General features: G+C 72.7%; 18 protein-coding genes. 11 read left to right on the top strand and 7 right to left on the bottom strand.

Annotated features, from left to right (window positions below; genetic code table 11):
* Positions 1-275: 275 nt before the first annotated feature.
* Positions 276-1,085, top strand: coding sequence for an SGNH/GDSL hydrolase family protein (locus STBA_RS00345; protein WP_077057312.1), 810 nt, complete (start codon positions 276-278; stop codon positions 1,083-1,085).
* Here STBA_RS00345 and STBA_RS00340 read toward each other — a convergent pair.
* Positions 1,058-2,395, bottom strand: coding sequence for an SWF or SNF family helicase (locus tag STBA_RS00340; RefSeq protein WP_077057311.1), 1,338 nt, complete (start codon positions 2,393-2,395; stop codon positions 1,058-1,060). The two genes, STBA_RS00345 and STBA_RS00340, sit on opposite strands and share 28 nt — an antisense overlap.
* On the bottom strand, positions 2,392-5,292 hold the full coding sequence (locus tag STBA_RS00335; protein WP_077057310.1) for a DEAD/DEAH box helicase: 2,901 nt from the start codon (positions 5,290-5,292) through the stop codon (positions 2,392-2,394). The genes STBA_RS00340 and STBA_RS00335 overlap by 4 nt, the downstream gene beginning before the upstream one ends.
* A gap of 217 nt (positions 5,293-5,509) precedes the next feature.
* Here STBA_RS00335 and STBA_RS00330 point away from each other — a divergent pair, with 217 nt between their 5' ends.
* From STBA_RS00330 to STBA_RS00315, 4 genes are all read left to right on the top strand, one after another.
* Positions 5,510-6,571: an acyl-CoA desaturase gene (locus STBA_RS00330; RefSeq protein ID WP_077057309.1), complete on the top strand. Its 1,062-nt coding sequence runs from the start codon at positions 5,510-5,512 to the stop codon at positions 6,569-6,571.
* Positions 6,572-6,662: 91 nt separating this feature from the next.
* Positions 6,663-6,845 carry a hypothetical protein gene (locus STBA_RS00325; RefSeq protein WP_077057308.1) on the top strand — a complete coding sequence of 61 codons (183 nt, stop codon included), beginning with the start codon at positions 6,663-6,665 and terminating at the stop codon, positions 6,843-6,845.
* Positions 6,846-7,045: 200 nt separating this feature from the next.
* Positions 7,046-7,438 carry a roadblock/LC7 domain-containing protein gene (locus STBA_RS00320; protein WP_077057307.1) on the top strand — a complete coding sequence of 131 codons (393 nt, stop codon included), beginning with the start codon at positions 7,046-7,048 and terminating at the stop codon, positions 7,436-7,438.
* Between the two features lie 93 nt (positions 7,439-7,531).
* Entirely contained in the window at positions 7,532-8,278 is a 747-nt protein-coding gene (locus tag STBA_RS00315) for a DUF6397 family protein (RefSeq protein WP_077057306.1), read from the top strand.
* On the opposite strand, the gene STBA_RS00310 is transcribed toward STBA_RS00315, so the two are convergent.
* On the bottom strand, positions 8,256-10,769 hold the full coding sequence (locus tag STBA_RS00310; RefSeq protein ID WP_077057305.1) for a DEAD/DEAH box helicase: 2,514 nt from the start codon (positions 10,767-10,769) through the stop codon (positions 8,256-8,258). The genes STBA_RS00315 and STBA_RS00310 overlap by 23 nt on opposite strands.
* A 123-nt stretch (positions 10,770-10,892) precedes the next feature.
* Here STBA_RS00310 and STBA_RS00305 point away from each other — a divergent pair, with 123 nt between their 5' ends.
* Positions 10,893-11,681: a metal-dependent hydrolase gene (locus STBA_RS00305; RefSeq protein WP_077057304.1), complete on the top strand. Its 789-nt coding sequence runs from the start codon at positions 10,893-10,895 to the stop codon at positions 11,679-11,681.
* Positions 11,682-11,749: 68 nt separating this feature from the next.
* Here STBA_RS00305 and STBA_RS00300 read toward each other — a convergent pair whose 3' ends face one another.
* Positions 11,750-13,531 (bottom strand): ABC transporter ATP-binding protein, encoded by a 1,782-nt coding sequence (locus STBA_RS00300; protein ID WP_077057303.1) that lies wholly within the window; start codon positions 13,529-13,531, stop codon positions 11,750-11,752.
* Positions 13,528-15,312, bottom strand: a complete 1,785-nt coding sequence (locus tag STBA_RS00295) for an ABC transporter ATP-binding protein (protein WP_077057302.1) — start codon at positions 15,310-15,312, stop codon at positions 13,528-13,530. The genes STBA_RS00300 and STBA_RS00295 overlap by 4 nt, the downstream gene beginning before the upstream one ends.
* A gap of 385 nt (positions 15,313-15,697) precedes the next feature.
* Between STBA_RS00295 and STBA_RS00290 the strand changes: the two genes are divergently transcribed.
* From STBA_RS00290 to STBA_RS36155, 3 genes are all read left to right on the top strand, one after another.
* A complete protein-coding gene (locus tag STBA_RS00290; RefSeq protein ID WP_077057301.1) occupies positions 15,698-16,237 on the top strand; it encodes a DUF6886 family protein in 540 nt (179 codons plus the stop codon).
* Between the two features lie 996 nt (positions 16,238-17,233).
* Entirely contained in the window at positions 17,234-19,228 is a 1,995-nt protein-coding gene (locus STBA_RS00285) for a glycoside hydrolase family 9 protein (RefSeq protein WP_077057300.1), read from the top strand.
* Entirely contained in the window at positions 19,225-19,824 is a 600-nt protein-coding gene (locus STBA_RS36155; protein ID WP_216356058.1) for a hypothetical protein, read from the top strand. The genes STBA_RS00285 and STBA_RS36155 overlap by 4 nt, the downstream gene beginning before the upstream one ends.
* 265 nt (positions 19,825-20,089) lie before the next feature.
* Here the strand turns inward: STBA_RS36155 and STBA_RS00275 are convergent, their stop codons facing one another.
* Positions 20,090-21,019, bottom strand: coding sequence for a dihydrodipicolinate synthase family protein (locus STBA_RS00275; RefSeq protein WP_077057299.1), 930 nt, complete (start codon positions 21,017-21,019; stop codon positions 20,090-20,092).
* 157 nt (positions 21,020-21,176) lie between these two features.
* Here STBA_RS00275 and STBA_RS00270 point away from each other — a divergent pair, with 157 nt between their 5' ends.
* Positions 21,177-22,028 carry a helix-turn-helix transcriptional regulator gene (locus STBA_RS00270; RefSeq protein ID WP_077057298.1) on the top strand — a complete coding sequence of 284 codons (852 nt, stop codon included), beginning with the start codon at positions 21,177-21,179 and terminating at the stop codon, positions 22,026-22,028.
* 8 nt (positions 22,029-22,036) lie between these two features.
* Here the strand turns inward: STBA_RS00270 and STBA_RS00265 are convergent, their stop codons facing one another.
* A complete protein-coding gene (locus tag STBA_RS00265; RefSeq protein ID WP_077057297.1) occupies positions 22,037-22,651 on the bottom strand; it encodes a DsbA family protein in 615 nt (204 codons plus the stop codon).
* A 28-nt stretch (positions 22,652-22,679) separates the two neighbouring features.
* On the opposite strand from STBA_RS00265, the gene STBA_RS00260 reads away from it, so the two are divergent.
* Positions 22,680-22,946, top strand: a complete 267-nt coding sequence (locus tag STBA_RS00260) for a hypothetical protein (RefSeq protein WP_077057296.1) — start codon at positions 22,680-22,682, stop codon at positions 22,944-22,946.
* The last annotated feature ends 28 nt before the right edge of the window (positions 22,947-22,974 follow it).

Below are 22,974 nucleotides of genomic sequence, written 5' to 3'. Positions count from 1 at the left end.
GGTGCGGCCGGCGGGCCGGGCCGCCGACGTCGAGCTGTTGATATCTGTGCTTCGTTGTTTGATCACGCTAGAACGTGCCGGGGCTTCCGACAAGCCCCCTCCGGGCGGGTGATCCCGGGTGGCGGGCCGGTGAGGAAACAGCCGCGGCCGTCACCGCGGAGCGCCCCCCTCGTTCGTGTTCACGAAGCCGTAACACCCTTGGCATGGACACGACTTGGCGAGGGTAAAGCGCTCATGCACCACTCATCCCCCGAAGACCTTCCTTGGGAGGTTCCATGAAGCTGCGCCGCTGTCTGACGGTGGCCGCCACCGCGGTCGTCGCCCTCGGCGTATCCGCCCTCGGCCCCGCGACGGCCTCGGCCCAGGAGATCCCTGCCGCCGCCGTCGAGTATGTGGCCCTCGGCGACTCCTACTCCTCCGGCGTCGGTGCCGGAAGCTACGACGGCGGCAGCGGCGACTGCCGCCGCAGCACCGTCGCCTACCCCGAACTGTGGGCCGACGCCAACGCGCCCGCCTCATTCGACTTCACCGCCTGCTCCGGCGCGCGCACCACCGACGTCCTCGACAACCAGCTCGGCCCACTCGACGCGGGCACCACCCTCGTCAGCATCAGCATCGGCGGCAACGACGCGGGCTTCGCGGACACCATGCTGACGTGCGTGCTCCAGGGCACCAGCGCCTGCCTGTCCGCGGTCGACACCGCCAACAGCTACATCACCGGCACCCTGCCCGGCCGTCTCGACACGGTGTACGAGGCCATCAGCACCCGCGCCCCCAACGCCGAGGTGGTGGTGCTCGGCTACCCCCGCATGTACGAGCTCGACGGCAGCTGCCTGCTGGGCATCAGCGAGCAGTCGAGGGCCGCCATCAACGGCGCCGCGGACAACCTCGGCGAGGTCATCGGCAAGCGCGCCGCCGATCACGGCTTCACCTACGGCGATGTGCGCCCCGCCTTCACCGGGCATGAGATCTGCTCGGGTGACGCGTGGCTGCACAGCGTCACCTGGCCGATCGGCGACTCCTACCATCCGACCGCGGCCGGTCAGTCCGGCGGCTACTACGCGGTGTTCGAGGATCTGGCCTGACGCGGCTCCGCCGCTTCCGCGCCATCCACCGCAACGGACCGGCCGCCGCCCCCGCCGCCCCGCGCGGCGGCCAGGGCGGCGGCCGGCTCCGTCTCTCCAGGCCCGGCGGGCCACCACCGCCCCCGGGACCTCAGGAACGGCCACCACCGGCCGTCCGTGCCCCAGCGCAGCTGCACGCCCTCGCCCACCACCGTCCACCGCCCGTCGCCACCGCGCAGCACCGGGCGGGACTCCTCGCCCGCCCAGGCCGCGGCGAGCTGACCGAGCGCCGCGGCGGGCACCTCGCCGGGCGCCTCTTCCAGCGCGGCGAGTGCGGGGCGCCCGCCGTACCGCCAGGCCCGCACGGCCAGATCGAGGTCGAGCGCGGAACGGCCGCAGCCGGCCGCGAGCCGCGCCGTGATGTGCGCGGCGGGCCCGACTGCGGCCATCCGCACCGCGTCCTGCCACTCGCCCAGACCCGCGGGCGGCGCCTCCTGCGCGTGGCCCGGTCCGAGGGCGGCGGCCAGCAGCCTCGCGGCCCGCGCCGCCGTGTCCGCGACCAGGAACTCCAGCGCCCCGACGTCAAGTCCGTCCGCCGGCGGCACCCCGCCGCCCAGCGCCGGGCCGGTGCCCGGCTCGGCGACGCGGGGCGGCGGGGCGGGCACCGGCAACGGACCGGCCGCCCACCGCGCGTACGCCTCCGCGGCCGGCACCCCCGCGGGCTGCGCCGCGGCGTTCCCGGCCGGCTCCGCCCGGGCGGCGCTGCGCCGTTGCAGCTCGTCCGTCAGCTCCTGCTCCCCGCGCCCGCGCAGCAGCAGCAGGAGGAACGGGTCGGTGTCCAGCAGCCGCGCCACCTGGTAGCTGAGCGCCGCGGTGTGCGCGCAGTGGTCCCACTCCCCGCACTCGCACTCCGGCTCCAGATCGCCGATGCCGGGGAGCAGATCGACCCCGGCCGCCGCGGCGTCCGCCACCAGCTGGGGGGACATCTCCCGGTCGAGCAGCGCGGCGATGTGCCCGCCCTCCCCGGCCACGGTGTGCAGCAACCGGTCCCATTCGCGGTCGGACAGCTGCCGCAGCAGCACGTCGGCACGGTGGCCGGTGCCGTCGCCCGCCCTGACCACGGCGGTCAGCCGGCCGGGCCGCACCGAGACGGCGCCGACCGCGCCCGCCCTGGCATGCCGTCTGCCCTGCCGCAGCCGTCCGCCGTCCAGCGCGGTGTCCTCCAGCGCCTTCAGCCAGCTCCTGCCCCACCAGGTGGTCGCGAAGCCGCGTCCACGGGCGGGCGGCAGGGCCTCGAAAACCAGTTCCTCCGATGTTGCCCGGTTCGTCATGCGCTCCCCAGCCGCTCGGTGCCGCGCAGGGCCACCAGCTCCGCGAGCTCGGCGTCCGACAACTCGGTGAGGGCCGCCTCGCCCGAGCCGAGCACCGCGTCCGCAAGCGCCCGCTTCCGTTCCAGCATCGCGGCGATCCGGTCCTCCACCGTGCCCTCCGCGATCAGCCGGTGCACCTGCACCGGACGGTCCTGCCCGATCCGGTAGGCCCGGTCGGTCGCCTGTTCCTCGACCGCGGGGTTCCACCAGCGGTCGTAGTGCACCACATGCTCGGCGCGCGTCAGGTTCAGCCCGGTGCCCGCGGCCTTGAGGGACAGCAGGAACACCGGCACCTCGCCCGCGGAGAAGCTGCGCACCATCTCCTCGCGCCGCGGCACCGGGGTGCCGCCGTGCAGCAGCAGGGCGCCGATGCCGCGCGCGGTCAGATGCGCCTCCAGCAGCCGCGCCATGCGCACGTACTGCGTGAACACCAGCACGCTCGCATCCCCGGCCAGGATCGTGCCGAGCAGCTCGTCCAGCAGCTCCAGCTTGCCCGAACGGCCCGCGAGCCGCGGGGCGTTCTCCTCCTTGAGGAACTGCGCGGGATGGTTGCAGATCTGCTTGAGCGAGGTGAGCAGCTTGACCACGAGGCCGCGACGGGCCAGCCCGTCCGCACCGGAGACGGCCGCGAGGCCCTCGCGGACCGCGGCCTCGTACAGCCCGGCCTGCTCGGCGGTGAGCGCGACGGCGCGGTCGGTCTCCGTCTTCGGCGGCAGCTCGGGCGCGATGCCGGGGTCGGACTTGCGGCGCCGCAGCAGGAACGGCCGGATCAGGCGGGCGAGCCGGTCGGCCGCCGCCGGGTCGGCGCCGCTCTCGACCGCGTCGGCATGACGGCTGCGGAACGTGGCGAGGCCGCCGAGCAGCCCCGGCGTGGTCCAGTCGAGGATCGCCCACAGCTCCGACAGGTTGTTCTCCACCGGAGTACCCGTGAGCGCCACCCGGGCCCGGCCGGGGACAGCCCGCAGCTGACGGGCGGTGGCGGAGTGCGGGTTCTTCACGTGCTGTGCCTCGTCGGCGACCACGAGGGACCAGTCCGCCGCGCCGGCCAGCCGCGGCGCGTCCCGCCGCATGGTGCCGTAGGTGGTGAGCACCACCTCGTCCGGTCCGAGTTCCTCCAGGTCACGCGCGGCGCCGTGGTATCTGCGCACCGGGGTTGCGGGGGCGAACGTGCCGATCTCCCGCTGCCAGTTGCCGAGCAGTGAGGCCGGACAGACCACGAGCGCGGGCCCCGCCGTCCCGGCATCCGCCTGGCGGTGCAGGTGCAGCGCGATCAGTGTCACGGTCTTGCCCAGGCCCATGTCGTCGGCCAGGCAGGCGCCGAGACCGAGCGAGGTCATCCGGTGCAGCCACGTCAGGCCACGCAGCTGGTAGTCCCGCAGCGTGGCGGCCAGTGCCGGGGGCGGTGCGACCGGCTCGGTATCGGCGCGTTCGGGGTCGGCCAGCCGGTCGCGCAGCACGGCCAGCCAGCCGGTGGCGGTCACCTCGACCCGTTCACCGTCGATCTCCGCGGCACCGGTGAGCGCGGCCCCCAGCGCCTCGATGGCGGTGACCTTCCCGTCCCGCCGGTCGCGGACCCGGCGCACCTCCTCGGGCGCCACGAGCACCCACTGGTCGCGCAGGCGCACCACGGGCCGGGCCGCCTCCGCGAGGCGATTCAGCTCCTCACGGGTCAACTCCGTCCCGCCCACGGCGAAACGCCAGTCGAAGGAGAGCAGCGCGCCGGGGGACAGCAGCGCCGGCCGGGCGGAGGACCGTCCGCCGTCCGCCGCGCCCGCCTCCGGGCCCACCACGGCCTGCGCGGTGAGCCCGCGCACCAGCTCGCGCGGCCAGTGCACCTCGACCCCGGCCGCGGCGAGCGCGCGGGAGACGGGGACGCCGAGCAGCTCGCCGATCTCGTCGTCGGCGAGGTCCACCGCGTCCGGCACGGCGGCCGAGAGCAGCGGGGTCAGCGCCCCCCAGGCCGCCGCCGCGCGGCGCAGCGTGAGCAGTGTGTCGGCGCGCACCCGGGGCCCGAACGAGCCGGTCGCCGCGGACGTTCCCGCCCACACCTCGGCGGCGTCCGCGACCAGGCCCGGATCGCCGACGCTGTGCAGTTGGAGCACGGCGCGGAAGCCGGGGGCGGCACCCTCCTCCGGTGGCCCGCCGGCCGAGAGCAGCCCCGCCTCGATACGAAGCGAGAGGCGGACCCCCGCGTCGTGGCCCGCGGCCACGCCCTCCGCCCACGGCCGGTGCCCGGGAAACCGGCGCGGCGCCGCCGCGGCGAACGCGGGCCCGCCCGCCGCCGACGCCGCGGCCGGGGTGCGCGGCAGCCCGTCCGCGACCGCGTCGAGGAAGGCACGCAGCAGCGCCTCGGGGCGCGGCAGCAGCGGCCCGCCGTCGGCCGCCTCGCCGGGCAGCGGCACCGCGTGAGCGTGCGGCGGCATGGCCTCGGCCAGCTCCCGCAGCCGCGCCGCGTCGGGGGTGTCCAGCGGGCCCAGCCGCCAGGCGTCGTGGTCGGCCGGGCTGATCCCCGGCAACAGCCGCCCGCGGGCCGCGAGTTGCAGGGCCAGAACGGCTGCGGCGCCCCAACAGGCCGTGGCGGGGTGCGCACCCGCCGCGGTGCGGGCCCTGGTCAGCACGGGCACGGCCGCCGCCACGGGCAGCAGCAGTGCGGGCACCTCCTGGACGCGGACCTGACCGTCGGCGTCGGGCAGCGCGACGGCCAGGTCCCCGGAGGGCTCCTCGCCCGGCACGGGGGGGCTGCCGTCGGGACGCCAGAAGGCGACGTGCGAGGCGCGGGGCGGATCGGCCGGCAGGAAGACGGCCGCGCAGGAGGTGAGTGCGGGAAGACGGGCGGGGGCGGCCGGGCCGGATGTCACAGCGCTGACCCACTCCTCAAACTTGACTAGCGGCAAGGCGACCGCCGAGGGTACCTCAGGTGTCCGGCGATCCGGAAATGGACCCCGCAAAACGGGCAAATGCCGCACGAATAGGGGGGTTGAGTACACCCCTGGGGCGGGGGCTGCGGCCATGGTGAGGGTTCGGTTCCGCTTCTAGGCTGCTCAGGAGCGTTCCATCCACCCTTCCGGAGACGACATGCCCCAAGCTTCCGCCGCCCTTGCAACACCTCGTTCCAGGCCAAAACCGGCGGATGAATTCGCCCCGCTGCTCCGGGAGATCAAGGGGCAGGAGCTGCTCGCCCGCCGCACCGGCTGGTACGCGGCCGCGATCACGGTCAACCTGGTCATCTTCGCCGCGCTCGTCGCCGGCGTGCTGCTGGTCGGCGATTCCTGGTGGACGGTGGCGCTCGCGGTGCCCCTCGCGCTGTTCTCCACGCGCACCGCGTTCTTCGGCCACGACGCGGGTCACTCGCAGATAGCGTCGTCGCGGCGGATCAACCGCCTCCTGGGCCTGTTCCTCGGCAATCTGCTGCTCGGCATGAGTTCGGCCTGGTGGAACGACAAGCACAACCGGCACCACGCCAACCCCAACCACCTCGACAAGGACCCGGACGTCGGGGAAGGCGTCCTGGTGTGGACTCAGGCCCAGGCCGCCAGGCGCGCCGGCTTCAATCGCTGGCTCACCCGCAACCAGGCATGGCTGTTCTTCCCGCTGCTGCTGCTCGAGGGCATCGCGCTGAAGGTCTCCAGCATCCAGATGGTCGTCTCCTCCCGCGGCTGGGAGCGGCAGGGCCGGGCCCGCGCCGTCGAGGGGCTCCTGCTCGTCGCGCACTTCGTGGCCTACGTCACGCTGCTCGCCATGGCCATGGGCCCGGGCAAGGCCGTCGTCTTCGCGCTGGTCCACCATGCCTTGTTCGGTCTCCACCTCGGGAGCGTCTTCGCGCCCAACCACAAAGGCATGGAGATGCCCGCCCCGGACAGCGGCCAGCGCTGGGGACACCTGCGCCGGCAGGTCCTGACCTCGCGGAACGTTCGCGGTGGGCCGGTCACCGACTGGCTCATGGGCGGCCTCAACTATCAGATCGAGCACCACCTGTTCCCGAGCATGCCGCGCCCGCACCTGCGCCTCGCCCAGCCCGCCGTGCGCCGGTACTGCCAGGAGGCCGGCGTGTCGTACGCCGAGACCGGGCTGGTCGACTCCTACCGGCAGGCCCTGCGCCACATGCACGAGGTCGGCGCCCCGCTGCGGCAGGACTGACGTAACGGGACGGTTCCGCGCGGAACGGTGGACACTGGAAGAACATTCACCCATCGGCGCGGCGGCTGCCGCCGCTAAGGAGGTAGCAAGGATGTCTCGTGGCGGAAAGGTGGCCATCGGTGCGGTGGCCGCGGGCCTCGTGCTGTGGGCGCTGACCAACTTCTGGATCGCTGCGCTCGTCATTTTCGGCGTTCCCGCCGCCGCCTACCTCTTGCTCGACGCGCCACAGCGGCGTCGGCTGCGGCGGGCGGGGCGCAAGGAGCTGGGCCGCTGATCCGGGCCGTGCCGCCCCGACCGCAGCCGCGGTCGGGGCGGCTGCCGTGCCCGGCGCGTTCTGCCCGCCCCGGTGACGGGGTTGACCAGAAGAAACGGTACGGTCCCTTCCGGATAGCGGTACCGCACAGGTGGTTGCCCACAGCCTCTTACTGGGGAAGGCTGACACAGCAGTCGCCTTACGAGAAGGGGGAGCTGGGGATGGCACTGAGTACCACGCTTGACTGGCTGCTGGACGACCTGGCGCAACGGCTGCCGCGCGTGCGGCACGTGCTGCTCCTGTCGAGCGACGGGTTGGTCACCTCGGTGAGCCGGGGCCTGAAGCGGAGCAGCGCGGAGCACCTCGCGGCGGTCGCCTCCGGACTGCACAGCCTTGCCAAGGGGGTCGGAGAGCACTTCCGGTGTGGCGATGTCCGTCAGACCATGATCGAGTTCGATGACGGTGTGCTGTTCGTCACCGCCGCGGGCGACGGCAGCTGTCTGTGCGTGCTGGCCGGCGCCGATGCGGACATCGGGCAGGTCGGCTACGAGATGACTCTCCTGGTGAACAAGGTGGGGGAGCATATGGGGCTCGCCGCGCGCGACTCCACGTGACTCTTCGTCATTGAGTGATTACAGAGGGTTGCGCTGTGTGGGGTCTGCCGCTAGGGTGATTACACAGAGTAATCGCCGCTGAGGGAGACCCCGATGAATGTCACGCACACCGGCATCGGCACCGCGGACCGCCCGGACACCGTCGTCCCCGGACGGCGGCCCGCCGCCCGGATGCCCCGTCCCCGGGCCACACGGCCCGCCCCGGCTGCACAGCCCGCCCCGGCCAAGCGGCACGTGCGGCCCGGCGGCCCGGGCGATCCTTTCCCGCTGGTCAACGCCACCGGCGGCGCGGAGCTCCTGCGCATCGGCGCGGCACGCTTCGCCCGCCTGGCCCGCGTCGGCTGCTTCGACCCGGTGGACATCCGGTTGAACCGGCACTGGGTCATTGTCTGGCGCTATCCGGCCGAGGAGCTGCTGACCTTTGCCGAGCAGTATCCCGCCCTGCTCAAGGGGCCGGCCCCGGCCGAGCTGCGCGACCTGCTGCGCCACGGCGCGGACCTCAGGCCCCCACGCTGGCGCCGCCGCCGCACGGCACTGCTCGCCGGGCAGGCCGAGGACCCCTGGCAGAAGGCCGCCGCACTCGCCGCGGTGCTGGAGCCCCCCGCCCTCGACGCCGCGGTGCCGGACGCCGAGGAGCGCAGCCTGCTGTTCCGGCTGCGCCCCCCGCTGATCGACGGGCGGCTCAGCCCGGAGCAGCAGGACGTCGTCGCCCCGCTGCTCACCGCCGCCGACCCCGTCGAAGCCCGCGAGTACTGCGCCGCACTCCTCGACGCCCTGGCCGCGGCCCGCGCCGTGCAGTCGGCGGCCAGTGCGGCGGTCAGAGCTGTCCGACGTCCATGACCTTGATCACCGCACGTCCCTCCGCGTCCGACGCGGTCAGATCCACCTCGGCGGAGATGCCCCAGTCGTGGTCTCCCGCCGGATCGGCGAAGGTCTGCCGCACGCGCCACAGGCCGTCCTCGGGCCGCTCCTCGATATTCAGCAGCCGCGGGCCCCTGGCGTCCGGGCCGGTGCCGATTTCGTCGTACTCCTGCCAGTAGTCCTCCAACGCCGCCGCCCAGGCGTCCGCGTTCCAGCCCGACTCGCCGTCCAGCTCGCCCAGTTCGCCGGTCCGGTCCAGCGCCGCCAGCTCCACCCGGCGGAAGAGGGCATTGCGCACCAGCACCCGGAAGGCGCGGGCGTTCGCGGTCACCGGCCGCACCTGGTCGGCCCGGTCCTGAGCCTCGGTGGCGTCCTCGCTCTCCGGATTCGCCAGCTGCTCCCACTCGTCGAGGAGGCTGGAGTCCACCTGGCGCACCAGCTCGCCGAGCCAGGCGGTGATGTCCTGGAAGTCCTCGGACTTCAGGTCCTCCGGCACGGTGTGCTCCAGGGCCTTGTAGGCGCCGGCGAGGTAGCGCAGCACGATGCCCTCGGTGCGTGCCAGCTCGTAGTGCGAGACCAGCTCGGAGAACGTCATGGCCCGCTCGTACATGTCACGCACGACCGACTTGGGGGAGAGCGGGTGGTCACCGACCCACGGATGGCTCTTGCGGTAGACGCCGAAGGCGTGGAAGAGCAACTCCTCCAACGGGCGGGGATGGCTGATGTCCATCAGCCGCTCCATCCGCTCCTCGTACTCGACGCCCTCGGCCTTCATGGCGGCCACCGCCTCGCCCCTGGCCTTGTTCTGCTGGGCGGCGAGGATCTGGCGCGGATCGTCCAGCGTGGACTCCACGACGGAGACCATGTCCAGCGCATAGGAAGGAGATTCCGGATCAAGCAGCTCGAACGCGGCCAGCGCAAACGTCGACAGGGGCTGGTTCAGCGCGAAGTCGGCCTGGAGATCCACGGTCAGCCGCACGATGCGGCCCTGCTCGTCGGGCTGCTCCAGGCGCTCCACGATCCCGCCGTCCAGCAGCGAGCGGTAGATGGCGATGGCGCGGCGGATGTGCCGCAGCTGCTGCCGACGGGGCTCGTGATTGTCCTCGAGCAGCCGCCGCATCGCGTCGAAGGCATCGCCCGGACGCGCGATGATCGACAGCAGCATCGTGTGGGTGACGCGGAAACGGGAGGTCAGCGGCTCCGGATCGGCGGTGATCAGCCTCTGGAAGGTGTCCTCGCTCCAGTTGATGAAGCCCTCCGGCGGCTTCTTCCGGACCACTTTGCGGCGCTTCTTCGGATCGTCGCCCGCCTTGGCGAGCGCCTTCTCGTTCTCCACGACGTGCTCGGGCGCCTGCGCCACGACAAAACCGGAGGTGTCGAACCCCGCCCGCCCCGCCCGCCCGGCGATCTGGTGAAACTCGCGGGCCCGCAGCACCCGGACACGGCTGCCGTCGTACTTGGTGAGCGCGGTGAACAGCACTGTGCGAATGGGGACGTTGACGCCGACCCCGAGTGTGTCGGTCCCGCAGATGACCTTCAGCAGACCCGCCTGCGCCAGCTTTTCCACCAGTCTGCGGTACTTCGGCAGCATCCCGGCGTGATGCACCCCGATGCCGTGCCGCACGTACCGGGAGAGATTCCTGCCGAATTTGGTGGTGAAGCGGAAATTGCCGATGAGCGCGGCGATTTCGTCCTTCTCCGCGCGCGTGCACATGTTGATGCTCGTCAGCGCCTGGGCCCGCTCGACGGCCTGGGCCTGCGTGAAGTGCACGATGTACACCGGCGCCTGATGCGTCTCCAGCAGCTCCGTCAGCGTCTCGGTCAGCGCCGTCGTCCGGTACTCGTAGCTCAGGGGCACCGGACGTGTGGCCGACCGCACCACCGTCGTCTGCCGCCCGGTACGGCGCGTCAGGTCCTCCTCGAAACGGGACATGTCGCCGAGCGTGGCGGACATCAGGACGAACTGCGCCTGCGGCAGTTCGAGCAGCGGAATCTGCCACGCCCAGCCCCGGTCCGGCTCGGCGTAGAAGTGGAATTCGTCCATCACCACCTGGCCGATGTCGGCCTGCGCGCCGTCCCGCAGCGCGATCGAGGCGAGGACCTCGGCGGTGCAGCAGATCACGGGGGCATCGGCATTGACGGAGGCGTCACCGGTGAGCATCCCGACGTTTTCCGTGCCGAAGAGTTTGCACAGATCGAAAAACTTCTCGGAGACCAGGGCCTTGATCGGAGCCGTATAGAACGTCACCTCGTCCCGTGCGAGAGCCGCGAAGTGCGCGCCGGCCGCCACCAGAGACTTCCCCGAGCCCGTCGGAGTGGACAGGACGACGTTCGCCCCGGAGACCACTTCGATCAGCGCCTCCTCCTGAGCGGGATAAAGGGAGATCCCCCGCTCCTCCGCCCACGACGAGAAGGCGTCGAAAAGGGCATCCGGGTCGCTGGCCGTCGGCATCTGATCGATAAGGGTCACCGGTCCATACTGCCCGCACCCGGCCCCCGACGGGGAACCGGCCCGTACGGCGAAGATCGACTGGCACTACGCTGTGCCGCCGACGGGGTAGCACAGAACAGAAGAAGGGGCGGGGCCGCAGCCATGATGGGACCGGCGCACTCACTGTCCGGAGCAATGGCCTGGCTGGGGGTCGGGGCCGCCGCCGCATGGGCGGACCATGCCATGCCCTGGCCGGTACTCGTGGCGGGCACGCTGATCTGTGCGGGGGCGGCGCTCGCCCCCGACCTCGATCAGAAATCCGCCACCATCTCCCGAGCCTTCGGACCCATATCCAAGCTCCTGGCCGGGCTCATCGACAAGATCTCCGAGCGGGTCTACAACGCGACCCGCGGCAGGAAGGACCGCCGCCGCACCGGCGGCCACCGCACCCTCACCCACACGTGGATATGGGCGGTGCTGATCGGAGCAGGCTTCTCCTTCGCCGCCATCACCTGGGGCCGCTGGGCCGTGCTGATCATCCTGTTCATTCACATGGTGCTGGCCGTCGAGGGGCTGCTGTGGCGCATGGCCCGCGTCTCCAGCGACGTCCTGGTGTGGCTGCTGGGCGCGACGAGCGCCTGGCTCCTGGCCGGCGTGCTCGACCAGCCGGGCAACGGCTCGGACTGGCTCTTCGACGGAGAGCCCTACCTGTGGCTCGGCCTGCCCATCATCCTGGGCTCGATCGTCCACACCCTCGGCGACTCCCTGACCATATCCGGCTGCCCGATGCTGTGGCCGCTGCCGATAGCGGGCAGGCGCTGGTACCCCATAGGCCCGCCCCGCTTCATGCGCTTCCGCGCCGGAGCCTGGGTGGAGAACCGGGTGCTGATGCCCGCGTTCATGATCCTCGGAGCCGCGGGCGGAGTCGGCGCCGTCGTCATGGGCGCCTGATCCGGGGCGAGCACGGCCCGGCCCCGCAAAGAGCCGGGCCGCACCCGCCTGCGCCGTGGCGGCGCGGATCACCCGTGCCAGGACCGCCACAGCGCCGCGTAGGCGCCGTCGGCGGCCACCAGCTCGTCGTGACTGCCCAGTTCGCTGATGCGCCCGTCCTCCACGACCGCGATCACATCCGCATCGTGTGCCGTGTGCAGCCGGTGGGCGATGGCGATGACCGTGCGCCCCTCCAGCACCCGGGCCAGTGACCGCTCCAGATGCCGGGCGGCGCGCGGGTCGAGCAGGGAGGTGGCCTCGTCGAGCACCAGGGTGTGCGGGTCGGCGAGCACCAGCCGCGCGAGCGCGATCTGCTGTGCCTGGGCCGGGGACACGGTCAGCCCGCCCGAGCCCACCTCCGTGTCGAGTCCGTCCGGCAGCTCCCGCACCCACGTGTGTGCGTCCACGGCCGTCAGCGACGCCCACAGTTCCGCGTCGGTGGCGTCGGTCCTGGCCAGCAGCAGATTGTCGCGCAGCGGCCCGACGAAGACGTGGTGCTCCTGATTGACCAGCGCCACGTGTTCCCGCACCCGCTCCGCCGTCATGCCCGACAACCGGGCGCCGCCCAGCGTCACCGCGCCGACCCGCGGGGCGTAGATCCCCGCCAGCAGCCGGCCGAGGGTCGACTTGCCCGCGCCCGAGGGGCCGACCAGCGCCATCCGCGTCCCGGGCGGCACACCGAGCGACACCTCGTGAAGCACGTCCGACCCGGCCAGGTAGCCGAAGCGCACCTGATCCGCCGCGAGGTCGCGCCCCTCCGGCGACACCGACAGGTCGCCCCCCTCGTCCTCGATCTCCCGCACTCCTACGAGCCGCGCCAACGACACCTGGGCGACCTGGAGCTCATCGAGCCAGCGCAGAATCATCCCCACCGGCTCGACCAGCATCTGCCCGAGCAGCGCACCCGTCGTCAGCTGGCCCACCGTCATCCAGCCCTGGAGGACGAACGCGCCGCCGATCAGCAGCACGCCGGTCAGCGTCAGCGCGTGGTAAATGTTGATCGCCGGAATCAGCAGCGAACGCAGCCACAAGGTGTACCGCTCCCACGCGGTCCACTGGGCCACGCGCCGGTCCGACAGCTCGATCCGTGCGCTTTCCAGGCGATGCGCCTCGATGGTCCGCCCGGCGTCGACGGTCTCCGCCAGCGCCCCGGCGACGGCCGCATAGCCGGCCGACTCGGAACGGTAGCCCGCCGGCGCCCGCCGGAAGTACCAGACGCACACGACGAGCAGGATCGGCACCGCCAGCACCACGGCCAGGATCAGCGGGGGCGCCGTCACCACGATGCCGCCCAGCAGCAGCGCGGTCCACACCACCGCGATGGACATCTGCGGCACGGCCTCGCGCATCGCCTTCGACAGGCGGTCCACGTCGGTGTTGATCCGCGCCAGCAGATCGCCCGTTCCCGCGCGCTCGAGTACGCCCGGCGGAAGCCCCACGGACCGGATCAGGAAGTCCTCCCGCAGGTCCGCCAGCATCCGTTCCCCGAGCACGGCGCCGCGCAGCCGCACCATGCGCACGAAGAACGCCTGCACGGCGAGCGCGACCGCGAACACCGCGACCGTCCGCTCCAGATGCAGCTCCCGCACCCCGTCCGAGAGGTCCTGGACCACTCCGCCCAGCAGATAAGGGCCGATCATGGATGCCAGCACGGCGATCGAGTTGACGCCCACCAGGACAAGGAACGCGCGCCGGTGCCGGCGGATCAGTTCGCCCACGTAGGCACGGACAGTCGTCCGGCCGGCCACCGGCAGCGTCGTCGCATGCTCGGTGGAGGCCGGGTCGTACTCCGGCGGTTTCAAGCCGATCACGCGGTCTCCTCGGCAAGTTGAGCGGACTCGGGCTCGCGCGTGACCACCGCGCGGTACTCGGGGGTGCTGCGCAGCAGCTCGCGGTGCGACGCGGTGGCGAACACCGCACCCTCGTGCACGAAGGCCACGAGGTCCGCGCGGTCCAGCAGCAGCGGACTCGACGTGAACACCACGGTCGTCCGGCCCGACCGCAGACCGCGCAGGCTCTCCGCGATCCTGGCCTCCGTGTGCGAGTCGACGGCCGACGTCGGTTCGTCCAGCACCAGCACCTCCGGGTCGGTCAGCAGCGAACGGGCCAGCGCCAGGCGCTGCCGCTGGCCGCCGGAGAGGGAGCGGCCCCGCTCGGTGATGCGGGTGCGCATCGGGTCGCCGCTGCCGTCCGCCGAGGCACGCGCGAGCGCCGCGAGCACGTCGTGGCACTGCGCCGTGCGCAGGGCCTCACCCGCGGACACCCGGCCCGAGGCGGGCACCGACAGTAGTTCGTGCAGCGTGCCGGACAGCAGCACCGGGTCCTTGTCCTGCACCAGCACCGCGGTGCGTGCCACAGCGAGCGGCACCTCGTCCAGGGCCACGCCGCCGAGCAGCGCCGACGGCTCGCCCCCGCCCTCGACCGGGTGCCCGCCGAGCCGGCCGGCCAGCCGCTCGGCGAAGTTCGGATCGCCGCACACCACGGCGGTCAGCCGTCCCGCCGGAACCAGCAGTCCGGTGGCCGGATCGTGCATGTCGCCGCTCGGGGGCTCGGCCGGACCCGCCCGGTCCTGGCCGCCCGCCGAACCGCGGCCCGCCTCGCGGGCGAGGCCGAGGACGCGCACCGCGCGCCTCGCGGACGGCCGGGAGAAGGTGAAGGCCATCGCCGCCTCCTGGAACAGCCGGAGCGGAAACAGCAGGAAGCTGACCGAGCTGTAGATGGTGACCAGCTCGCCGGCGGAGAGCCGACCGTCCAGGGCGAGCCGGGCACCCTGCCACACCACCACGATCATCAGCAGTCCCGGCATGACGACTTGGAGCGCGTCGATCAGCGACCACATCCGGGCGTTGTGCACCGAGGCGGACCGCACCTCCTGGGAGGCGCGACGGTAACGGTCGAGGAACAATTCCTCGCCGCCGATGCCGCGCAGCACCCGTAGCCCCGCCACCGTGTCGGACGCCAGCTCCGTCGCCCGCCCCGACTTGCTGCGCTCCCGGTCGGCCCTCCGGGTCGCGGCGGGCAGGAGCGGCCAGACGGTCAGCACCACGGCCGCGATACCGGCGAGCACGATGAGCCCGAGCTGCGGCTCATACACGATCAGCCCTGCGCAGACGCCCAGGGTCACGACCACGGCGGCGGCGAAACGCGAGAACGACTCGACGAACCAGCCGATCTTTTCGACGTCCCCGGTGGACACCTTGACCACCTCACCGGCCGCGACCTGCCGGGTCAGCACGCCGCCGAGCTCGGCGGTGCGGCGCGCGAGCAGCTGCTGCACGCGGGCCGCCGCGGTGATCCAGTTGGTCACCGCGGAACGGTGCAGCATGGTGTCGGCGAACGCCATGACCAGCGTGACGCCGAGCAGCAGAAGTCCGGTCATGGCCAGCCGGCCGCCGGACTCGTCCACCACGGACTCCACCGCCAGGCCCATGCTGATCGGAAGCATGGCGATGCACGCCATGTGCAGGGTGCCCCAGCTCAGGGCCTTGAGCTGACCCCCCAGCTGACGTCGGAACAACCAGACCAGGAACCGGAACCCGGATCGCGTGTCCGGGTCGCCGGGGTCGGTATGCGGAAGATCGCGAATGTGCATGACATCCCAGAGTCAGTGCGAGGTGGAACTGGGCAACCTGGAAAGAGTCACGGCCGTTCGTGCCGAAAATCAACGGGTTTTTCCTGGGCATGCGCGGTTTTCGCCACCCACCCGAGTGTGTCCGTGACGTGCTGATTGTATGAACTGTCCACGCGGCGGCGCACGCCGGGCGGCTGTCCGAAAATCGTCGGCAAGCCTCGCTGCAAAGCGCCGAAAAGCATTGCGGCGGCCGCCCGCCGCGCCGCGGCCACGGGCGGGCGCGCCCGGCGCGTTCCCGTCACCCGGCGCCGCCCTGCCGGGCCGTCGTCCGGCGCACCGTTGCCCCTCCGGCCGCTGCGGCAGCGTTCGTGTCGGCCGCTGCGGCGCATGCGGTACAAACTCCGACATGCGCCCGCGCCCCGGTGAAGTCCTCCATTTTTCCGAGGACCCCACCCTCACCCTCTTCCACCCGCACGTCGCGGCCACCAGCCGCGGTTCCGAGGCGTACGTCTGGGCGGTCGATGCCGCACGCGCCCCCGGCTACTGGTTCCCGCGCGCCTGCCCCAGAGCCATGGCGTGGGCCGTCCCCGGCACGACCGAGGACGACCTGCTGCGCATCGTGGGCCCGGGCGGCGGTCGTCGGGTGCACGCCATCGAGTACGGCTGGCTGGAGCGGCTCCGCACCGTGCGGCTGTTCGCATACCGGCTGCCCGCGGGCCCGTTCCGGCCCATCGGCGAACCGGTGCCGCACGCGGTCGTCGCGACGCGGAGCGTCCACCCCCTGGGTCCGCCCGAGCCCGTCGGGGATCTCCTCGCGCTTCACCGGGACGCCGGGATACAACTGCGCGTGCTGGACAACCTCTGGGAGTTCTGGGAAGCGGTAACCGCGAGCACCCTCGGCTTCAGCGGCATCAGGCTGCGGAACGCGCGACCCCGTCCGGCATAACTCCGCCGGCCCCGGCCGGCCGGGTTCAACCAACGAAGCCGGGCGGCCCGCTCACGTGCGTAAACAACCCTGTTGGGGCCCGAGCCCGTTCACTTCCCTGTGGCCGCGCGGATCGGCGCGGCCCTCCCGGCGGTTTCTCTGTTTGAAAAAGGAATGCGCCGGGTGTTGACGGAAGCCTGACGCGCTCCCACTATGAGGGACATTACCGCTGAGTGGGAGCGCTCCCATTGGCCGTGCGGTTCGCTCTCGCTCGGCGGTGGTTCTCGTACCCATGCACAGGATCGAGAAGGGCCGCAAACATGCCACCCCCCCAAGGCATTTCCGCCGTCTGCCAGGTCGCCTGGCGTGGCGGCCGGCCGCCCGGACGCGAGGGCCGGGCCGGGCCGGAGGAGAACGCGGCCGCGGACCAGTGTCCGCGGCCGGACGACAGGAGCACCGCGGATCGGCGTCCGCCGCTCCGCACGCGGATACAGGAAGTCAACCGTCGCAGCTCGTTCAACCGGCGCAGCCGGGGAGCGGGACTGTGAACCCGCGGCGCGCGTCACCGCCTGGGACGCGCGCCGGCAGCTGATCGCAGCCCCCGCTTCCTGCCGTGGTGTCAGCCGCTCCGGACCCCCTGCGGGAGGGGGTGTCCGGTGGGCAGCGGGTGCCGCCCGTTCCGCGCCTGTCAGGGACGAACAGGTGCGGAACGGACCCCCGCCCCGGATGACCGTGTCGACGGGTCGTGAAGTCATCCGGGGCGGGTGCGGCGACTCCGGGCGTGAACCGTTCGAAGTCGAAAGCGATCAGAGTATTGACGGGGCCATGTCGGCTCCGGACGATAAAGCCGCCGCCGCCGGGTGGGAGCGCTCCCAACCCGACTGCCGATCACCCATCCGGGGTGCTGAGGCAGTCACCACCCGGCGGCGGTTCTCGCATTGACTGCGAAGCAGGGAGAAGGGCCTACCGATGTCACCCCCCATTACTGACCGACCACCCGCAGGAACCCGCAGACGGTTGCGCCTCACGGGCCTCCGCCGCGGCCTCGCCCCGGTCCTCGCCGCCTCGGTGCTCTGCGGCGGGCTGCTGGTACCGGTGGCCTCCGGCGGCGCCCAGGCGCAGCCCCAGGTACAGGTGCCCGCGTACAACTACGCCGAGGCGCTCCAGAAGTCCATGTTCTTCTACGAGGCGCAGCGCTCGGGTGCGCTGCCCGACGACAACCGCGTCGGCTGGCGCGGCGATTCGGGTCTGAACGACGGTGCGGACGTCGGTCTTGACCTGACCGGCGGCTGGTACGACGCCGGTGACCACGTGAAGTTCGGCCTGCCGATGGCCTTTTCCGCGACGATGCTGGCCTGGGGCGCCCTCGCCGCCGAGGACGGCTACGAGCAGGCGGGCCAGCTCGAGCACCTGAAGAGCAATCTCCGCTGGGTAAACGACTACTTCATCAGGGCGCACCCCGAGCCCGACGTGCTCTACGCGCAGGTCGGCGACGGCCACGAGGACCACCGCTGGTGGGGCCCGGCCGAGGTCATGCAGATGGAACGGCCGGCCTACCGGGTCGACGCCGAGTGCCCGGGCTCGGACGTGGCGGCCGAGACCGCGGCCGCAATGGCGTCCGCCTCCCTGCTGTTCGCCGGGGACGACCCGGGCTACGCGGCCACGCTGGTGCGCCATGCCGAGGAGCTGTACGCGTTCGCGGACACCCACCGCGGCAACTACTCCGACTGCGTGCCCGCGGGCGACTTCTACCGTTCCTGGTCCGGCTACCAGGACGAGCTCGTCTGGGGCGCGTACTGGCTGTACAAGGCGACCGGCGACGACACCTACCTGGCCAAGGCCGTCAGCGAATACGACCTGCTGGGCACCGAGCCGCAGACCTCGACGCGCAGTTACCGGTGGACGATCGCCTGGGACAACAAGCAGTACGGTGCCTATGCCCTGCTGGCCATGGAGACCGGCGACCAGACTTACGTCGAGGACGCGAACCGCTGGCTCGACTACTGGACGACGGGGGTGAACGGGCAGCGCGTGCCGTACTCGCCGGGCGGCCAGGCGGTCCTGGACACCTGGGGGTCGCTGCGGTACGCGGCCAACACCTCCTTCGTCGCGCTGCTCTACGCGGACTGGCTGGCCGGAACGGACGCGGAACGGGCCGAGCGCTACCGGGAGTTCGGCGAGCGGCAGATCAACTACGCCCTCGGTGACAACCCGCGCGAGTCCAGCTATGTAGTCGGCTTCGGCGAGAACCCGCCGCAGAACCCGCACCACCGCACCGCCCACGGCTCCTGGACCGATCAGCTGACCGCGCCGGAGGAGACGCGGCACGTGCTGTACGGCGCGCTCGTCGGCGGGCCCGGCTCGGCCGACGACCGGTACACCGACAGCCGCCAGGACTACGTGGCCAACGAGGTGGCCACCGACTACAACGCGGCGTTCTCCGGCGCCCTCGCCCACCTGACGGCGCGTTATGGCGGCACCCCGCTCGCCGGCTTCCCGCCGGCCGAGGAGCCCGACGACGCCGAGCTGTACGTCGAGGGCGAGCTCAACGCGTCGGGTGCGACGTTCACGGAGATCAAGGCCACCGTCCGCAACCAGTCGGCCTGGCCGGCGCGGTCGCTGGACGGCGCCTCCCTGCGCTACTGGTTCACGCTGGAGCCGGGCGTCGACCCGGCGGGGGTGACGGTGACGAGCAACTACTCCGAGTGCCCCGGCCTGGAGGCGGGCGTACACCACGTCTCGGACGACCTCTACTACGCGGAGATCGACTGCTCGGGACGGCTCATCTATCCCGGCGGCCAGTCCCAGCACCGCGCCGAGGTCCAGTTCCGCATCGACGGGGGCGCCGGCTGGGACCCCGGCAACGACTGGTCCTACCCGGACGCCGGCGAGACGTCCGCCAGGGCCGCCCACATCACGCTGTACGACGGCGGTGAACTGCTCTGGGGCACCGAGCCCCCGGCGGTGGCCGCCGAACACCGGACGGACACGACCCGGGAAGTGACGCCATGAGCACCGGAAACCCCTCACTGACCGCCGCGGACTCGCGCCCCGCCGTGCCGCGGACGGCCCCCGTGCCGGTCCAGTTCCCGACGGGGGCGGGCAAGGCGCTGGCCGTGCTGCGGCTCGCCACCGGTGCGATCTTCCTGTGGGCCTTCCTCGACAAGACCTTCGGCTTCGGCTACGCCACCGCGTCCGGCAACGCCTGGGTCAACGGCGGCTCGCCGGCCGGAGGTTACCTGGGCAGCGTGTCGGGCGGCCCGATGGAGTCCACGTTCAACGCGTGGGCCGGTCAGACGTGGGTGGACTGGATGTACATGGCGGGCATGCTCGGCATCGGGGTGGCTCTCGTCGCCGGCGTCGGACTGCGCGTGACCGCGTTCGCCGGCCCGCTGATGATGCTCTTCCTGTGGGCCGGGGAGTTCCCGCCGGCCCGGCACCTGTCGGACGGCACGCCCAGCAATTCGTCCAACCCGCTGGTCGATCAGCACCTCGTGTATGCCGTCGCCATGATCGTCGTGGCGGCCACCTCCGCCGGCCGGGTCTGGGGCCTGGGCCGGGCGTGGGAGCGGCTGGCGCTCGTCCGCCGCTATCCCTGGCTCCGCTGAGCCGGCCCGCGCATGGACCGCGGGTGCGCGAGGGGTGGGTGATGGCCTCCTCGCGCACCCGCTTTCACCTGTGTGCCCGGCTGCGCGTCGGAGCGGGAAAAGGGCGGGTGCCCGTCACGGACGTGGGCCCGGGGGCAATCGGTATGCGGCGCCTGCCTCGCGATGCCGCTGAACGCAATCGCCGCCGCACGGGTCACCGAATGCGTGCCGGGGCCGGGGCCCTCCCCTCCCCACGGCCGTCCGGCGCGGCGCCGCGACCAGGGCGTCAGCGGCTGCCCACCGGGTCCGCCAGAAGTTCGGGAACGGCCCGCACCGCCGCCTCGCGCAGCGCGGGCACCGCCGCCTCCGGCACCGACCGGTGCGGCCAGCGGACGCGGGTGCCGACCTCGGCCCAGCCGCCGACCGCGCACAGCGCCTTGTCCAGCGCCGGATCGCTGAACCCCTCACGCGCCAGCGGCGCGACGTGCCGGTCGAGGAAGGCCCGCAACCGCTTCTCGACGTCGAGCGCCGCCGCCGGGTCGGCCGTCATCAGCTCGTACCAGCGCACCGCGCCCGCCGGGCTCAGACAGGCCACGTTCGAGTACGACCCGGCCGCCCCCTCGCGCCGTGCCGAGGCCAGCGTGTGGCCCGCGACGAACACCGCGAAACGCTCCGTCAGCCCGCTCGCGACCTCGGCCCCCGGCACCTTGAGGCCGATCACCTCGGGCAGTTCGTCGGCGATGCGGGCGAGCAGCGCCCGGCTCACCTGCGTCTTCGCGTACGGCGGGTTGTAGAGCACCAGCGGCACCCCGTCGGCCGCCCCCGCCATGCGCCGCAGTGCGTCCAGCACCTCGTCGGGGGAGAGGGGCAGCCAGTCGGGCAGCACGACCTGAACGGCGCCCGGCCGCAGCGCGGCGGCGCGCCTGATGCGCCCGAGCGACACCTGGCCGCTGGGGTGGCCCGCCCCGAGCTGGAACGGCAGGCCGGCAGCCGTGCACCGCGCGGCGACCATCTCGTGCAGCCGGTCGCACTCGGACTCCTCCAGGGTGTGGAACTCCCCGGCCGTGCCGTTGGTGTAGACGCCGTGCACCCCCGCCCCGAGGACGGCGTCCAGCGCGGCTTCCAGGCGGCGGAAGTCGATGGTCTCGTCCGGGACGACGGGCAGCAGCACGGTGGACCAGACACCCGCCAGGCTCCCGGAGTTGAGTGCGTGCATCGGCTCCCCAGGGACGTACGGCCGGACGTGGGACATCGTATGTCCGTGTTATCCGCCGGTCCATACCCCGGCGGCTGCCGGGTCCTGGCAATCCTGGTTCCCGCACGGCCACGTTCGGGCACCCACGGCGTCCCTTTCCCGGCCTAGCCTCGATGACATGGGAGAAGACGAGCCCGCCCCCGGCAACGTGCTGGGCGCCTTCCTGCGCACCAGGCGAGCTTCGCTGCGGCCCGAGGACGCCGGACTGCCCGCAACCGGCCGCCGCCGGGTGCCGGGACTGCGCCGTGAAGAGGTCGCCCTGCTGGCCGGAGTGAGCACCGACTACTACCGGCGCCTGGAACAGGGCAGGGAACGGCACCCCTCGGCGCAGGTCCTCGACGCGGTGGCGGCTGCGCTGCGCCTCGACGCGCGGCATGCGGCCCACCTCCGCAGCTTGGCCCCGACCGCACGCCGCGTCCCCCGCACGGTGCGCACCGAACGGGTGGACCGGTGCCTGCGGCAGATGATCCACACCTGGTGCGACACACCCGCCTTCGTCCTCGGCCGCACCGGCGACATCCTCGCCCGCAACGGGCTCGCCGACGCCCTGCACGCCCCGTTCACCCGGTCCGACAACCTGCCGCGCATGACGTTCCTCGACCCGGCGGCGCGCGACGTCCACCGCGACTGGAGCCGCAGCGCCGCGGCGTGTGCCGCTCTGCTGCTGCAGGCGGCGGACACCTGCGCGAACGACCCGGGTCTCGTGCGGCTCGTCGGCGAACTCTCCGTGCACAGTCAGGAGTTCCGCACGCTGTGGGCCCGCGGCGACATGCGCGGCAGGCTGGGCGGTACCGCGCTGTTCCACCATCCCGAGGTGGGCGATCTCGACCTGCACTGCGAGACGTTCACCGTCGACGGGGCGCGCGGCCAGCGGCTCGTCGTCCACCACGCGGAGCCCGGCAGCCCCTCCGCCGACGCCCTGGCCCTGCTCGGTTCGCTGGCCGCCCCGGGGCCGGCGCGCGGCGGCTGACCGCCGGCTCAGCCGGTCGGCGGCTGCTCCGGGCGCGAGCGCTTCAGCTCGTGGAATCCCGGCTCCCCGGCCAGCAGCAGCACCCCGTCCCACAGCCGTCCGGCCTGCTCGCCGCGGGGCACCGGGGCGACGACGGGGCCGAAGAACGCCGCCCGGCCGCCCCGTTCGCCACCGACCGCGATGACCGGGGTGCCGACCTCGGGCCCGACCAAAGCCATCGCCTCCGCATGCGAGGCGCGCACCGCCGGGTCCCAGACGGAGGAGTCGGCTGCCGACGCCAGCCGCGCGGGCAGCCCCGCCTCGGCGAGCGCCGCCCCGGCCGTGTCCCACTCGCCACGCTCGTGGAGCCGGGCCCCGAGTGCCGTGAACAGCCGGCCGAGGGCCTCCTCGCCGAACTCCTCGGCCACCGCGGCGCAGATGCGCACCGGCCGCCACAGGAAGTCGCCCCACTCGCCCTCGGGATTGTCCTGGCGGCCCTCGTTGAGCACCGCAAGGCTCATCACGCGCCACCGCACCGTCACCGGCCGGACGCGCTGCGCCTCCAGCATCCACCGCGACGTCAGCCACGTGTAGGGACACGAGGGATCGAACCAGAAGTCGGCGGTCAACGGGCCCTCGGACACGGCGACTCCACACGGCGGGTCGGGACGGGTGATCCCCCGATCGTACGCGCGCGAGCATGCTCCCGCGGGCCGGGCGGCCTTCCGCCTGACGGGCCGCGCCTGGGCGGGCGTGCGCCAGGCCACGCACATGGTCCGTCTGGCCCGTGAGGCCCGCGCCGCGGGACTCACCGTCGCCATGCCGTCGAGCAGCTTCGGTCCCGACCCGTACGACCTGTACGCCCGCGCCGCGGGCGGTCACGCCCGCCCGGCCGCCGGGTCCCGAACGCCCTGCCCGCCGCGCCCTGACGTACGGTGAAGGCCGCCCGGCAGCACGCCGGGACCGT

Origin of the sequence: Streptomyces sp. MP131-18, from assembly GCF_001984575.1 — a bacterium.
Taxonomy (GTDB): domain Bacteria; phylum Actinomycetota; class Actinomycetes; order Streptomycetales; family Streptomycetaceae; genus Streptomyces; species Streptomyces johnsoniae.
Note: the sequence above shows the minus strand (reverse complement) of the source record. Positions and strands in the feature narration are given on the sequence as shown.

What these genes read in the sequence shown, in the direction of transcription:
- STBA_RS00345 (WP_077057312.1), top strand. Translation starts at nt 276, where the DNA reads ATGAAGCTGCGCCGCTGTCTGACGGTGGCCGCCACCGCGGTCGTCGCC.
- STBA_RS00340 (WP_077057311.1), bottom strand. Translation starts at nt 2,395, where the DNA reads ATGACGAACCGGGCAACATCGGAGGAACTGGTTTTCGAGGCCCTGCCG.
- STBA_RS00330 (WP_077057309.1), top strand. Translation starts at nt 5,510, where the DNA reads ATGCCCCAAGCTTCCGCCGCCCTTGCAACACCTCGTTCCAGGCCAAAA.
- STBA_RS00325 (WP_077057308.1), top strand. Translation starts at nt 6,663, where the DNA reads ATGTCTCGTGGCGGAAAGGTGGCCATCGGTGCGGTGGCCGCGGGCCTC.
- STBA_RS00320 (WP_077057307.1), top strand. Translation starts at nt 7,046, where the DNA reads ATGGCACTGAGTACCACGCTTGACTGGCTGCTGGACGACCTGGCGCAA.
- STBA_RS00315 (WP_077057306.1), top strand. Translation starts at nt 7,532, where the DNA reads ATGAATGTCACGCACACCGGCATCGGCACCGCGGACCGCCCGGACACC.
- STBA_RS00305 (WP_077057304.1), top strand. Translation starts at nt 10,893, where the DNA reads ATGATGGGACCGGCGCACTCACTGTCCGGAGCAATGGCCTGGCTGGGG.
- STBA_RS00295 (WP_077057302.1), bottom strand. Translation starts at nt 15,312, where the DNA reads ATGCACATTCGCGATCTTCCGCATACCGACCCCGGCGACCCGGACACG.
- STBA_RS00290 (WP_077057301.1), top strand. Translation starts at nt 15,698, where the DNA reads ATGCGCCCGCGCCCCGGTGAAGTCCTCCATTTTTCCGAGGACCCCACC.
- STBA_RS36155 (WP_216356058.1), top strand. Translation starts at nt 19,225, where the DNA reads ATGAGCACCGGAAACCCCTCACTGACCGCCGCGGACTCGCGCCCCGCC.
- STBA_RS00275 (WP_077057299.1), bottom strand. Translation starts at nt 21,019, where the DNA reads ATGCACGCACTCAACTCCGGGAGCCTGGCGGGTGTCTGGTCCACCGTG.
- STBA_RS00270 (WP_077057298.1), top strand. Translation starts at nt 21,177, where the DNA reads ATGGGAGAAGACGAGCCCGCCCCCGGCAACGTGCTGGGCGCCTTCCTG.